The sequence below is a fragment of the Kovacikia sp. CALU 1929 genome (assembly GCF_056784235.1).
In genome coordinates this window covers 244,609-259,296 of sequence record NZ_JBXBCF010000075.1, presented here as the reverse complement: position 1 = coordinate 259,296, position 14,688 = coordinate 244,609, and the positions used below count along the sequence as shown (strand labels likewise).

The window sequence follows — 14,688 nt, the reverse complement described above, 5'->3', positions numbered from 1 at the left end:
GTTGTCAGCCCCTCCAACTCTTCTCGTTCTTCAGCACTCAGAGAGACGATGTATTTCTTTTTTGCCATGAATCTCAAGTAAACGCGATGGCTTAAATTATCATCGAATTACCCCTCAAATCAAAGCTGACAGACTACTAGGGCGGGAGTCGTGATTGCCTCAGGTAACATGGGATAGCTTTGAGCCGCTAGCCGTGCCATCTCAGTCCGCATGGCTTCCAACGTGGGCAGCCGATGCAGACGCTCTTGAATACTGCCAATCTGTCGATGCAGAGACTCCAAGCGTTGGTTTGACAGGACTTCAGCCGGAGTGCGAGTGCGTTTAGCAACTTCGATGAACACTGCTGCAAACTGATAAAACTCCTGCCGTGCATCAATACCTAACGCCTGGATTTGGTCTCCCAGGCTATGCCCAGCAAGAAAGGTCTCGCCTTCTTTGAGCAACAAGCTCGGATTATTCTGAGCCAGCGCTTTGCGAAAAATGGCTTGAATTTCAGCTTGTCGGAACATCTCCAACACCGGCTTGGGCTTGCCGATGCCGTATTCTACCAGCGTGTACTGATAAACTCCCGTAAAGTCAGCAGGCGGATGATCTGGATCAAGGTTCAATTGCTTCAGCAGCTTGATCACCAGTTCACTCCGCTGGAGCTTGCTCTGAACAACAGGACTCGCGAATCCAACAATTAGGTCAATCAGTTTAGCCAACTCAAGCACAGACTTTCTCCTACTGACTCAAGACAGTCCAACGGATACCTAATCGCTATTATCCAAACCCTGAAGTAGAAATAGTTAAATTAAACAGATTTGCTTAATCCAAGTCTTGTATCTTTCCAGTTTTCTGACGACGTGACGCTTGCACCAACTTCACCCGGTAGGGATCAGCATCCTTTCGCCACACTACACGATGCCCCTTTAACTCAGCACAATGCTCCTCCAGGCACTTCTGCCAGCCTCGCCGATCGCGAATCTTTCCTAAATCATCCAATAAGCCCCAATCCGCCTCCTGCCGACTCAGCTTGGCAAACTTCTCATAGAGTAGATAGTCCGACTGCACCAGCAACTCCTTCTGATGCAACACGGGTGGGTTGTCCTCTGGGTCATAGTCTCGGTAGCTGACGTGCAGATCTTGCAGGTCAATTTGCATACTGGTGCGGAGGTAAGGATGTGGATCGAGATCGAAGTCTGGGTAGAACAGGTAGGTGATTTTGGGTTTGCTGGTGTGGAACTTGACCACAGTTGCTTCTTCAGGGCGACCGATCGTGCGAGAGGCGCAACATTCGTAGAGCCGAAGCAGGGGATCAAGGGCATCCAGGGCAGAGACGTGAACCCAGAGGGAATTCGATAGCTTCTTACTGATCGTACTGGACTTACACTGCTCCCTCATCACCTCCAAATTCCCCAGGCTCAACAACATCAAATCCGCTGCGCTACAGGCTTGCTGATAGTTGCCGAATAATGCCTTGATGTCGTGCTGAACGATGGGAGTGAGATGTCGTAGCTTAGGGCGCGTGCCAAAATGACTGAGGGCAAGGTAAACAAGTAAATCCTGGCGGCGTTTCTCGCTGATGGCATCCCATTCCTGAACCTCTGTTGCCTGGAGAACCACTTGGAAGGCTCGTCGTAGGGTTCCAAATTCCGATTGCAACGCCACAAACTCCTGAAGCTCCTCCTCAATGGGCAACCGTCCCCGGTCGGTGAAAAATGCCATCAGGGGAGCCAGCATTTCCTTATATTGCTCAAACCGCTTAGCGCTGACTTTGACTCTGGGAGTCGTGGCACGCGATCGGAAGCGGGACGCTCGGAAGGTTTGTGCCTGTGCCTCATCTCGAAATACCAAGTAAATGCCCAGCGCAACCGGAATGGCATCAACGCCAAGCACCTGGTCGATATAGCTCTTGAGTTTCTCCTGGCTGTAATTCTTCTGGAACGTGTTGCGGCGGGTAATCACCCCATCGCTGTACGCCATCATGCCGCGCATCCGGTCTTCGATTAGCACTTGAGCCGCGACAATTAACACCTTCCCCGTCAACTTCCAGGCTTTGAGCAATGCCTCTCGTCGCTCTGCCGGATCTTCAATAACGTTAATGATGTAACCCAGGTTGACAATATCAGCCGATTCACAGGGAGCATCGGGACGATAGTACGGGTCCCAACCAGCACTGGTGTAGCCGCGATCGCCAATTCGCTCTACATCTCCCCCATTCCCACAGCCGTAATCAAAAAAGGTAGTTGCAGGGGTAAAGAGTCCTGCCTCTAGTGCAACCCTTACAGGCTTGGAAAGCTCGTTACGGACAAGAGCAGCTTTGTGGCGATCGATTTTAGGAGTCCGCGAGGTCAGGTGTCGGCTGTAGGGACAGGCAAGATAGTGACCCTGTAGCTCGATGTGATGCTCGGTTAGGCGTTGTTGCCAGTTGTGATGCGTCCCAATCGATCGCGAGTTGTCGAGTAGCCCTAACCGTTCCTCCTGGCGAGTCAACTCAGCGAATAATAAATAGAGGGGGTAGGCGGGCGTGACGAAGGCTTCCTTGCGGTGCAGCACAGGCGGATTGTCAGCATCCTGATAGTTTCGGTCGGTCACTTCCTGGGTCGCCAGATCAACCTGACGGCTGGTTTGTAGGGCTGGATGGGGATCAGTGTCGAAGCTGGGGTAAAAAAGATAGGAAATTTTGGGCTGGTCTAGCTGAAATTTGACCAGGGTGAAGGGGGGTGCTCCAAGCCACGGTCGGGCAGCTTGCTCATACTGCTGGAGTAATGGATCGAGACTTGCCAACGCTGACGCATGAACATACAAGGCATTGGGAAGCAGTTTACCGATCGCACTCCGCTGGCAGCAAACGGAGATCGCCTGAAATTCTGCTGGTATCGCTAAGTTGGTGGGGGATGCGGGTCGTCTATCAGCAACCTCTGTGTCTGCACTGCCGTTCGGCTGAGTGCTCACGTCGTAGCCCATACTCTTTTCCCAGGCTTTCTTACAATTAAGGATAAAGCATTTACGATGGGGGGAATTCAATGGGAAAATTAGCTGCTAAAGTAAGCAATCAACGCTATTAGTAGTGGATATCTGTGGCAAAAACGCTAAGTCTGTTTGAAGAGGATCGATTGACGCTGCCGAAAAGCATTGAGCTATCGGTAGAATCGTTGCGTCACTATGGCTCCTTCTACAAACATTGGGCGATCGCCTTCTCTGGAGGTAAAGACTCTTCAGCCACCGTCACCCTCATTGCCCACCTGATCGAGACAGGTCAAGTTCCCAAACCCGAAAGCCTGACAGTTCTTTATGCCGACACTCGCCAAGAGCTACCGCCGCTGCACTCTTCTGCAATGGGGATTTTGGCGGAGCTTCGCCAGCGTGGGTTTGAAACTCGCGTCGTATTGCCAGAACTAGATCACCGCTATTTTGTCTACATCTTGGGTCGGGGAGTGCCACCACCGTCCAATACCTTCCGATGGTGTACGCCTAAACTCAAGGTCATGAGCATGGAGCGGGAATTAGAAGCCTTGCGGCAGGAGCGGGGCGAAAAGTTCCTGATGATTACAGGGGTGCGAATTGGGGAGAGTGCTGCCAGGGATCAGCGGATTGCAGTTAGCTGCACGAAGGACGGCGGAGAGTGTGGTCAGGGCTGGTTTCAGCAGAGTTCTTCGGGAGCGATCGCTGACACCTTAGCTCCGATCGTTCATTGGCGGGTCTGCCATGTTTGGGACTGGTTACTTCATGCCGATTTAGAGCTTGGATTTCCCACCTTTGAGATCGCCAGGGTCTACGGTCAGGATGTCAGTGACGGGGAGGAACCGCTCAATGCTCGAACAGGCTGTATCGGCTGTCCTCTCGTGCAGAAGGATGCTGCCCTCGATCGCGTTGTAGCCCAACCAGAATGGTCCTATCTAGCCCCCTTGCAGAAACTCAGACCTTTGTATTGGGACGTTAAGAAACCTCAATATCGCCATCGAAAGCATGGTGAAGTCAACAAGGATGGTCGGTTAACAGTAAACCAGGGGCGGCTAGGTCCTTTAACGTTGGATACTCGACGCTGGATGCTGGCAGAAGTTTTGGCAATTCAAAATGAGGTTAATCAGGTGGCGATTGCTCAAAGTCGTCCTACTATTAGCTTGATCAACAACGAAGAATTAGCTCGAATTGAAGAGCTAATTGATGCAAAGACTTATCCCGAAAAATGGGATGGCACAGAGCCAACAGGAGATGTCATGCTGCCTGAGATTTTTCCCGATGGAAGTGTACAGCCTCTCTTATTCAGTGATTACTAATATTTTTATCCGATCAGAAAAACTATGGAAAAACGAACGATCGCACAAGCTGTAATTGAAGTGTTGAAAGCGGCTAAACAACCTATGTCTGCGGCTGAAATTACCCAAGCGATTCTGGATAAGAAACTGTATGAATTTAGTGCTAAAGATCCTAAAAGTATTGTTCGAGGAGCGATCGAGCGGCGTTGTGAAGGGCTGAATCGCAAAGATTCCATCAATCCTAGTAGTCTGTCAGCTTTGATTTGAGGGGTAATTCGATGATAATTTAAGCCATCGCGTTTACTTTAGATTCATGGCAAAAAAGAAATACATCGTCTCTCTGAGTGCTGAAGAACGAGAAGAGTTGGAGGGGCTGACAACAACAGGCAAAGTTGCTGCTTACAAAATGAACCATGCCCGGATTCTGCTTAAAGCCGATACGAACCAGGAGGGAGGTGGATGGACGGATGCGGCAATTAGCCAAGCCTTAGACATTAGTGTGGCGACGATTGAACGGGTACGGCAACGCTTTGTCGAAACGAGCTTAGAAGCAGCCCTAAGCCGACAAGTGCAGCCAAATGCAAACAACGACGCTTAGATGGAGCGCAAGAAGCTCATCTGATTGCCATCACTTGTAGTGAAGCCCCTGAAGGACAGGCGCGTTGGAGTCTGCGACTGCTAGCAGAGCGGATGGTGGAATTAGAGTATGTCGAGAGTGTGTCCCATGAGACCGTGCGTCAAACGCTGAAAAAAACGACCTTAAGCCCTGGTTGCGAGAATGCTGGGTGATTCCTCCCGAAGCGAATGCCAGGTTTGTCTACTACATGGAGGATGTGTTGAGCGTGTACACCCGTCCCTACGACCCCCGTTACCCAGTTGTCTGTTTTGACGAAACGAGCAAACAGTTGGTCAAAGAAACACAAGTCCCTCTGCCGATTGAACCCGGTCATCCGCCTCGATATGACTGCGAATATGAGCGCAACGGGGTGTGCAATCTATTTATGTTTGTCGAACCCTTAGCAGGCTGGCGACATGTAGAAGTCACCGAACGTCGTACCAAGCAGGATTATGCCCAGCAAATGAAATACTTGGTCGATGTCCGTTACCCCGATGCGGAGTGGATCACCGTTGTGCAAGACCAACTCAACACCCATGACCCCTCAGCTTTGTATGCCAGCTTTGAACCTCAAGAAGCCAAACGGATTCTCGACAAATTGGAATTTCACTACACCCCTGTCCACGGCAGTTGGCTCAACATGGCAGAAACTGAACTCAGTGTTTTAGCCCGTCAATGTCTAGACCGTCGCCTTCCTGACCAAGCCTCATTGCAACAAGAAACATTGGCTTGGGAGCAGCGCAGAAATACCCAATTGCGAACAATAGATTGGCGATTTACCACTGAAGATGCACGGGTTAAACTCAAACGACTTTACCCATCATTTCAACCTTGACAGTCCACTAGCCCAAGAACGCCAGTTGCAAGAACGCCAGTGCCGAGCCTTTGCCCTTGCTCAACAAATGAAGGGCTGGTTTGAGACACTGGGCTATCGTTTTGAGTCCTATGAGGTATGGCAGGACGATTATTTTGAGTGGATGATCGATATTCCCGTGCGGCGGGGACGGTACGATCGCATCCTGGTGCGTGGCGTTGATGGCGAAGTAGGTCTGGGCGACATCAAGGCACTGCGGCAGTCCGTTGAAACGCAGCGAGCGGATGAGGGCTGGCTCGTGACGGCGCGGCGGATCAGTCGGGCAGCACGGGAGGTGGTGGAGCAGGAGGAGAACCATGACCTGGGCTGTTATACCTTCGATGAACTGCTGGATCAGGATGCGGACTTTGGTGGTTACCTGGACTGGCTAGAAGCGGAGATTCAGAGACGGGGCATTGACCAGAAGTATGTGCCGCTGGCTTGCACAAAAGACGAGATTGACCCAGACACGAAGCAGCGGATGGGAGTGAGTCGCTATGACGATCGCGATGGCTGGATTGATGGCTATATTGACCTCTGGCTGGATGACCCGGCGAAAGAACACATCTCAGTGCTGGGAGAATTTGGTACAGGCAAAACCTGGTTTGCGTTTCACTATGCCAGCCAAGCCCTGAAACGCTATCGGGAAGCACAACAGCGTGGTGTGGAACGTCCGCGTTTACCGCTGGTGATTCCCCTGCGCGACTATGCCAAAGCCGTCAGTGTGGAATCGCTGTTCTCAGAGTTTTTCTTCCGCAAGCATGAGGTGCGATCGCTCACCTATTCTGCGTTTGAGCAACTCAACCGGATGGGCAAACTGCTGCTGATTTTCGATGGATTTGACGAAATGGCAGCACGAGTCGATCGCCAGGAAATGATTAACAACTTCTGGGAATTGGCAAAGGTAGTCGTGCCTGGAGCAAAGGTGATTCTCACTTGCCGCACCGAACATTTCCCAGAAGCCAGAGAAGGACGAGCACTGCTAAATGCCCAGTTGCAAGCATCAACTGCAAACCTAACTGGAGAAATGCCCCAGTTTGAGGTGCTGGAACTGGAGAAATTCAACGATGATCAAATTCGGCAGGTGATGTCTCAGCAAGCAGAGGCACCCACCGTAGAACAGGTGATGAGCAATCCACAGCTTCTCGATTTGGCACGTCGTCCAGTGATGACGGAGTTGATTCTGGAAGCGTTGCCAGATATTGAAGCAGGCAAGCCTGTTGATATGTCACGGGTGTATTTATATGCGGTGCGGCGCAAGATGGAGCGAGACATTAGGGAGGAGCGCACGTTTACTTCACTGGCAGAGAAGCTCTATTTCTTGTGCGAGTTGTCATGGGAAATGTTGAGTAGCGATCGCATGAGCCTCAACTATCGCGAGTTTCCCGATCGCATTCGTCGCTTGTTTGGTTCTGTGGTTCAAGAGGAGAAAGACCTGGACCACTGGCACTACGACATGATGGGTCAGACGATGCTAATCCGAAATGCAGATGGAGATTATACGCCCGCCCATCGATCACTGTTGGAGTTCTTTGTCGCTTATAAATTTGCCGCCGAGTTGGGCGCTTTGGCTCCTGACTTTCTAGAGCTAGCACAGATGCAAACCTGCGTCGATAATACTCTGAGACCGCATGACTACCGTTGGTCAGAATATTTTGGGCAGCGCAAAAAAACGATTGCACCGTTGAAAGAGTTTATGAGTGAGAGTTTGGAAGTGTTGCGATCGAGCTTTGGGCAGATATCATTACCGAAAGCATTACTAGATCTGCTTTTGCCAATGTTGCATGTTTCAGTAGCACACTATTCTTCCCTCCAGAATATTTTGGATAAAGTACGAGGAAAAACTAAGGTAGAAGTAGATTATGTCGGAGGCAATACAGCAACATTGATAGTTGCGATGAATGAAACTGCTCTTGAGGGTAGAGATCTTAGCCATAGTATTCTTCAAGGTGCTAATTTCACGAATGCTAGCTTACGACACGTTAACTTTTCGGAAGCAGATTTAACCAATTCTATTTTTCTCGAAGCTTTTGGTCTTCTTTTATCCGTTGCATTCAGCCCTAAAGCTCAGTTATTTGTAACGGGTGGAGCAGATGGCGAACTTCGCTTTTGGCAAGTTGACAATGGTGAGCAAATTCTGAAGTTCAGAGGACACAGCGATTGGATTAGCTCAGTAGCATTTACTCCTGACGGCTTGATTCTTGCTAGTGGTGGGCATGAAGGAATAGTAAAACTATGGAATAGTGATACCGGGAAATGCCTGAGAATTATGGCACGTCATGCTGGTGCAGTGAGATCAATAGCTTTTAATTCAGACGGTACAATTCTTGCCAGTAGCAGTGATGATAAAACCATAAAACTCTGGGATGTTCAGACGGGAAGCTGTTTGAAGACTTTTCAAGGGCATACAGATAGAGTATGGACAATTGCAGTCTCGCCTGACAAGAAAACCTTAGCAAGTGGTAGCTTTGACGAAACAATTAAGTTCTGGGATATAGATTCAGAACAATGTTTGAAAACTTTAGAAGGACAAACTAAGTCCGTTCTCTCATTAGTATTCAGTTATGATGGCAAAATTCTTGCAAGCGGTAGTTCAGATAACACAGTAAAGCTCTGGAATCCTCTTACTCATGAGTGCATTAAGATTCTAGAAGGTCATACCCGCAGCGTACGTTCAATTGCCTTCAGTCAAGACAATAAAACTCTCGCAAGTGGTGGTAGAGATCAAACGATAAAGTTTTGGGATATTAGTACTGGCGAATGCATCAAAACTATAGAAGGGCATTCCGCTAGAGTCAGGCAAATTGCTTTTAATTCAGACAACACAATCTTTGTTAGCATCAGTGATGATCAGACAGTGAAGCTCTGGGATACGCAGACTGGCATTTGTTTGAAGACATTCCAAGGAAATAGTCGTTGGATCGATTCAGTTGTCGTTAGTCCCGATGGAAAATTTCTTGCTGTTGGCAGTAATGACAAGACAGTCAAGCTATGGAATATACTCACTGGAGATTGTGTTAGAACCTTGGAGGGACATCACAAGTGGATAAGTTCAGTTGCGATTAGTCCTGATGGTAAAACTCTTGCTAGTGGCAGTGGTGATGATACAGTCAAACTTTGGGACATCCACACTGGAGACTGCCTTAAAACTCTACATGGGCATAATAGTCGAATGGCAGGAGTTGTATTCAGTCCTGACGGTGCGACCCTTGTGAGTTGTGATGATGACGGCACTATAAAATTATGGGATGTTCTTAGTGGTGAATGTTTGAAAACTTTTCAAGGACAGCATGATAGCTGGATCAATTCAGTTGCCATTAGCCCGGATGGTGCAACTATTGCTAGTGTCAGCACTGACCAAACAGTAAAGTTATGGGACGTAAACTCAGGAGAATGTCGTGAAGTTTTAACAGGACATACTGATCGTATTCGCTCTGTCGCTATTGCACCCAATGGAGAGTTTTTAGCTAGTGGTAGTCGAGACCAAACAGTCAAAACATGGAATCTCCATACAGGAAAATATCTCAGAACTTTTCAAGGACACGCCAGTGAAATAGATTCAGTATCCTTTAGTTGTGATAGTAAATTCTTAGCTACTGGTAGTCTTGATCACATGGTAAAGCTCTGGGATGCTCACACTGGAGAATGCCTCAAAACTTTTAAGGGTCATACCAATCGAGTACGCTCAGTGTCTTTTGTTCCAGATAATAGAACACTGGTGAGCGGTGGCTATGATGAAACAATTAAATTTTGGGATATTGAATCAGGTGAGTGTTTGAAAACGCTGAGTAACAAACCCTATGAAGGGATGAACATCACTGGAGTTAAAGGCTTAACAGAAGCAGAGAAAGCTACGCTGAAAGCACTAGGGGCGATAGAAAATTGATAGCTTTAAGTCACGTTTTTGCTTTCCCTGCCCATTTCTCAATGCCTTTTCTCGTAGGTACGCCTCCGTCTGTAAACGTCCAAATATTCTGCCTTTGTTGGGGAGCGTAGCTGATGTGGATTGGTCGATCGCTCCCATAGTAGTACAACGAATCAAAGGGCAACTGCTGTTCTAGAATCCACTCCACGAGACGATCGCTCGTTAGTCCTACAATTCTAAAATCGCAGGCAGCACCGAGGCGTGAACAGTAATACTTACCATTCCGATTCACCTCATGCGCCATGTGCTGATCCCGACTCGGATCAACCCGCCCGTTTTTAATCCCCGTCTCCGGATCTTTCTGGCTCAGAAACCGTTTCAAGTCTCTTGAACAGAACCCGTAGGTTAACTGAAACCGCTCCTTACCAAAGTGGTCAATCACTGGATCAAGGACATGCTGGCACAGAGCCTCCAACGCTGGAATTGTTTCTTCCAGGTTTTCAGGGTACGGGTCAATGAGATCGGCGTACTTCTGGTAGGTCTGCGTACAGGTACAGAACTCCTGTAACGTCAGGTAATTCCCCAACATCCTTTCCTGCATTCAATCATCAGCCTCCTGGATTGGGCATTTTAAATTTAAACAGAGCAAAAATTCCTCAATCCAGTGAACTACATCCCGCAATTTTGAAAATCCTCGATTGAAGCAATTGCTGCTGTTATCTCCGCATAAGTGAAGCGAGGGTTTGCTAAAAAACGTTTGTACCACTCCACCTATTCATTTTAGTCATCTACAACTTTAGTACTGGTGAGGCATGACGATCGCTCATCCATCCGCTTGACCGACCTTACTCGGCTCTGGATCGAAAACCACGTAAAATTCTCCATTGGACATTCGACGCTTCAGAAAGCGGACATGGGCTTCGGCATCGCACTGGTTGTAGGTGCGGGCGATCGCACGAGGCATCTCTCCCGGAAACGCTGCCACAACCAGGTAAGGGCGATGGCAGGCAGAAGTCGAGGGTTGATTCATTGGACCTCCAGGTTCAGAAAAATCACTTGCATTAGACTGATGCAGTATGATGCAGTAAATTATAAATACATCGCATTGCATCAATCAAGTGTGATGTGCAGTACTGGAGGTAAGCTTTGAATGAGCAGTTATGAGAAGCAAGACAGAATCGTGGCAGATCGAGTCACTGTGGATATTGAAGGGTTGCGTGAGGAGATTGAAACCGCCTACTCCGACAATCCGTTGTGGGAGGAGTTATCTCTATCCCAAAAGTTGCGCCGTTTGATTCAAGAACGGCTGAACGAAATTAAGCAGGCTCGAACTTCGTCCAAGGACTCAAACTCAAAGTAAAGTTTGGTTGTCCTGTTGACGGTTGCCAGTTCTTTTTCTCTTAGAATCATTTAGTACATTAGTCCTGTTTCTAATGCAATGGAACAAGTTGATTCTGAGCTACAAATCAATTCCGAAGCTCCCTTAGAGGAACATTGGCTTCTGGACGAGTTGCCGGAGAACGCTCAGCGCAAGGTGGGCTGGGCTAACAAGATTCGGGATGCACGTTCGGCGTCCGATAAAGTACTCGAAAAGCAGTTAATTCAAGATGCCGCGAAGGATTTAGAGTGCCATTCCAGGACAGTTATCCGCATGTTAGAGGCGGTCGAAAGAGAGGGACTAGTTACTTTGGTGCGGGAGTCGCGATCCGACAAAGGGGAAGCCCGCTACATCTCAGAACCCTGGCGCAGGCTCGTGGTTGAACTGTATGTACGAGGCAACAAATACAGTCGTAGAACCAATCAGCATCAAGTCTGGCTATTGATTCAAGCCCTTACTGCTAAGCTGGATGCCGTCAAAACCCCATCTGACGAATCCCTTAAAGGGCTGTTTGATTGGATTGCAACAAAACTGGGTTCTGGCGAGGAATCTCATACCAGTGTCTTAAACAAGATTCTCAAAGAAATTAAGGAGGAGGTGAGTTCTGGGGACTTGAAGCCTCCGCGATCGCACGTTGCAGTCTATAAGATTCTCCGAACTCATCTGGAAGCTAAGAAGAATAAACCACGCCATCCAGGGCAGGGTCCACTTAAAGTCATCAAGACAACCGATGGTGACATTGAGGTTGATAGAAGCAACAAAGTTCTCCAAATTGACCACACTCGGCTCGATGTTCTGGTGGTTGACCAGGAGGGGCAGGAGATTGGTACTCCATTTTTGAGTGTTGCTGTGGATAGCTATTCTGGCTGTATTGCAGGATTTTACCTGGGATTTAGACAACCAAGCTCTCTGGAGGTTGCCCTTGTTCTGCGTCATGTTATTCTGCCGAAGCGTTACGGGACAGAATTTAAGCTCAAAGAGAAGTGGGACGTTTGTGGAGTACCTGAATACCTTGTGACCGATCGTGCTAAGGAATTTAAGTCGCAACACTTGCGGCAGGTTGCTGCTCATTTGGGCTTTAATCTCCGGTATCGATTCATGCCTGAACAAGGAGGCATTGTTGAATCGGTCTTCGATAAGTTGAACAAGGAGTTTAATTCTAGACTCCCAGGGTACAAGGGGTCGAATGTTCAAAAGCGTCCGAAGGATGCAGAGAAATATGCCTCCATTACGATTGAGGAATTAGAAAGGTTTTTGGTCAGACATTTTGTCGATCACGTCAACATACACAACTATCCAGGGGTTGCTCAAACTCGTGCCCAGCGGTGGGAAGCGATGATGGTAGAACCACCGAGAATTCCCGAAGAACGGGAGTTGGACATCTGCCTTTTGAAGCAGAACAAACGCCCCAAAGTTCAGAAGTACGGCACCATTCAATTTGAGGGTGAAATCTATAAGGGTGAGTGCCTATTGGACTATGTAACCAAAAATGTTGCCGTCCGCTATGACCCTTCTAACATCATCTACCTTTTAATTTATACCTGCGAGAAAAATAGCCAGCCGGGGAGATTTTTGGGTGTTGTCAAAGCCAGAGACCTGAAAGAAGAGCGGTTATCTCTCAAGGAGTTGAAGGAGAGAAAACGCGGGCTACGCGAGGGAGTGAAAGCGCTAGATACGAACTCGATCCTTGAAGAGAGGCTTGACCTGAACCAATTTTCTGAAGAGAAAGTCAAGGAAACGCGGAAGCAGCGTCGCCAGAAGGAGCACAACCGTACCCGTCGCTCCTCTGGACTATCAAATGTGATTGAGTTTAAGCGTCAGGAGGAGGAGGCTGCTCAAAACGGTTCGACTGAAGAGTCTACTCCACCCATTGACCCAAACTCTGGACGGAAACGATTTAAACCATCAGGTGCAGCCAAAATAGCTGTTTCTAACTGGCACGAACATTTACAAGATAACTGGTAAGTTGCTATGGTCCAGCCCGAACCACTTCCTGTTTCACTTCCTCAATCTTCTCCTGGGTCGCCTCATATAGCGGCTGAAATTGAACGAATTAGTACGGGTAGTCCCCTAATAACGACCCAGCGGGATGAAGACTTCTATCACTGGCTCAGCAATCAGCGAGACTCAAAAACCTGTGGCATTGTTCTTTCTGCCCACCGATCAGGGGTTTCAGAGTCCTGCCAGTATTACAGATTGCAACACGTCAAATACCGGGGAGCAGTTCTCCTATTGCCAGTTCCTGTTGTCTATATCCGCGTCCCATCCGGCTGTACCCCAGCTCAATTATTTGTTGAAGCTGTCCATGCCCTCCATCGGAATTTGCCATTTGGTCGAATCGGAGATTTGAGAAAGCGGGTGCGGGCAACTTTGAAGGAGTACGGCGTTAAACTCCTGATTATTGATGATGCTCACTATTTGAAACTGAAGACGTTACGGGAGCTAGTTCAAATCCACGAGCTTTTGAAGATTCCAGTTATTTTGAGTGGAACTGGTGAATTATACGACCTGCTCAAATCTGAGTGGAAGCAGGTACACAACTCCTTCTTGTCGTTCTATCCATTCCCGGCAATGACGTTCAAACAAACTGCTTCTGTTGTGGACACCTGGCTAAAAGATTTTCTGTGCTGGGAGGAAGAATCTGACTTACTCTATGAGGATGTTTTGAAAAAGCTTCAAGAGAAAACAGGTGGGTTAACTGGACCCCTGAACGATACTTTGCAGAAAGTTGCAATTCAAGCACTTAAGAAAGGTTTAGGTCGGTTGGATGAGGCGAGTATACATGAGGTATTGGATGGGCAAATGAGTGCTGTATCAGGTCAAAAAGAAATTTAACTCATGTTTTGAGGGTATTTGTATGGCGGAAACTCATGATTTATCTGCGTGGATTGCGAAGATTGAGCCGTATGAGGGTGAGAGCATCAGTCATTACTTCGGACGGTTTCGGCAGCACGAGTTGAACAGCATTTCTGCTCCAACCGGGTTGAGTATCGCCGCAGGACTTGGCTTTGCCCTATCTCGCTGGGAAAAGTTTCGTTTCAATCCATTTCCCGATCGCAAAGAACTGGCAGCAATGGGCAAGCTGGTCGGGCTAGATGCTGATTGCCTACTTGCGATGTTTCCACCCAAAGGAACGCCAACGGTCAACCGTTCGACTCGCTTCTGTGCAGCCTGTTATGCCGAAACCCCCTATCACCGAATTGAATGGCAGTTTGAATCGACGGAGGCGTGCGATCGCCACCAGCTTTGCCTGATTTCCCGTTGTCCTGCTTGTGACGAAAAGATTCCGTTGCCGGTAGAGTGGGCAGAGCGAAAGTGCCAGAAATGTGGCATGAAGTTTGAGTCAATGGCAAAGCGGCAGAAGCCCTACTTAAAAAATAAAGTCTTTACCAGCTTCACCTCATCTCCTGTTGTTCTGCCTGAGCAAAAAGGCTCTATTGCCCGCTGAATGGTTAAAAGGAAATATTAGAAGTGCGGCGTGAAGTTTGAGGTATTGAAAGACTTCATTCAGTACTCTAACCCAGCAAATCGACATGAGCGGCAGGAAACCGAACGCTTCTGGACCTTCACCTACAATGAACTCCTCCAGCACAACAAAACTAATCTGGATACCTTTTGGCTACGGGACGAAAGTAATGCTTCCTGCGCTCTAAGCATATTCTTGCTTCTTGACACCTCTAAATAACCTTTGAAAACTGATTGCAATTTTCGGAGGAAAACAGTTAAATAACAAAT

Annotated in this window: 11 protein-coding genes and 1 pseudogene; 8 read left to right on the top strand and 4 right to left on the bottom strand. The window is 48.2% G+C overall.

All coding sequences use genetic code 11. From position 1 onward, the window contains the following. Positions 1-119 precede the first annotated feature (119 nt). Both AC1S52_RS19585 and AC1S52_RS19580 read right to left on the bottom strand, forming a co-directional pair. Positions 120-713: a hypothetical protein gene (locus AC1S52_RS19585; RefSeq protein ID WP_482030727.1), complete on the bottom strand. Its 594-nt coding sequence runs from the start codon at positions 711-713 to the stop codon at positions 120-122. A gap of 94 nt (positions 714-807) precedes the next feature. Then, on the bottom strand, positions 808-2,949 hold the full coding sequence (locus tag AC1S52_RS19580; RefSeq protein ID WP_482030726.1) for a DNA phosphorothioation-associated putative methyltransferase: 2,142 nt from the start codon (positions 2,947-2,949) through the stop codon (positions 808-810). Positions 2,950-3,062: 113 nt separating this feature from the next. Here AC1S52_RS19580 and AC1S52_RS19575 point away from each other — a divergent pair, with 113 nt between their 5' ends. The 4 genes and pseudogenes from AC1S52_RS19575 (at position 3,063) to AC1S52_RS19560 (ending at position 9,596) form a co-directional block, all read left to right on the top strand. Further along, on the top strand, positions 3,063-4,262 hold the full coding sequence (locus tag AC1S52_RS19575) for a phosphoadenosine phosphosulfate reductase domain-containing protein (protein WP_482030725.1): 1,200 nt from the start codon (positions 3,063-3,065) through the stop codon (positions 4,260-4,262). Between the two features lie 24 nt (positions 4,263-4,286). After that, complete coding sequence (locus AC1S52_RS19570; RefSeq protein ID WP_482030724.1) at positions 4,287-4,508, top strand: HTH domain-containing protein; 222 nt, start codon at positions 4,287-4,289, stop codon at positions 4,506-4,508. 46 nt (positions 4,509-4,554) lie between these two features. Continuing rightward, positions 4,555-5,692, top strand: a pseudogene (locus AC1S52_RS19565) (IS630 family transposase). Then, positions 5,646-9,596: a WD40 domain-containing protein gene (locus tag AC1S52_RS19560; RefSeq protein ID WP_482030723.1), complete on the top strand. Its 3,951-nt coding sequence runs from the start codon at positions 5,646-5,648 to the stop codon at positions 9,594-9,596. Before AC1S52_RS19565 ends, AC1S52_RS19560 begins: the two are co-directional and overlap by 47 nt. Positions 9,597-9,606: 10 nt before the next feature. Here AC1S52_RS19560 and AC1S52_RS19555 read toward each other — a convergent pair whose 3' ends face one another. Both AC1S52_RS19555 and AC1S52_RS19550 read right to left on the bottom strand, forming a co-directional pair. Continuing rightward, positions 9,607-10,176 carry a hypothetical protein gene (locus AC1S52_RS19555; protein ID WP_482030722.1) on the bottom strand — a complete coding sequence of 190 codons (570 nt, stop codon included), beginning with the start codon at positions 10,174-10,176 and terminating at the stop codon, positions 9,607-9,609. Positions 10,177-10,398: 222 nt separating this feature from the next. Further along, positions 10,399-10,605, bottom strand: coding sequence for a hypothetical protein (locus tag AC1S52_RS19550; protein WP_482030721.1), 207 nt, complete (start codon positions 10,603-10,605; stop codon positions 10,399-10,401). 120 nt (positions 10,606-10,725) lie between these two features. Between AC1S52_RS19550 and AC1S52_RS19545 the strand changes: the two genes are divergently transcribed. The 4 genes from AC1S52_RS19545 to AC1S52_RS19530 all read left to right on the top strand — a co-directional run bounded on the left by AC1S52_RS19545 (position 10,726) and on the right by AC1S52_RS19530 (position 14,401). Continuing rightward, complete coding sequence (locus AC1S52_RS19545) at positions 10,726-10,935, top strand: hypothetical protein (RefSeq protein WP_482030720.1); 210 nt, start codon at positions 10,726-10,728, stop codon at positions 10,933-10,935. A gap of 78 nt (positions 10,936-11,013) precedes the next feature. Next, the gene (locus AC1S52_RS19540; protein WP_482030719.1) at positions 11,014-12,918 is read left to right on the top strand and encodes a transposase; all 1,905 of its coding nucleotides are present in this window, start codon (positions 11,014-11,016) and stop codon (positions 12,916-12,918) included. A 6-nt stretch (positions 12,919-12,924) separates the two neighbouring features. Further along, entirely contained in the window at positions 12,925-13,788 is an 864-nt protein-coding gene (locus AC1S52_RS19535; protein WP_482030718.1) for an AAA family ATPase, read from the top strand. 22 nt (positions 13,789-13,810) lie between these two features. After that, positions 13,811-14,401, top strand: a complete 591-nt coding sequence (locus AC1S52_RS19530; protein ID WP_482030717.1) for a TniQ family protein — start codon at positions 13,811-13,813, stop codon at positions 14,399-14,401. Positions 14,402-14,688: the final 287 nt, after the last annotated feature.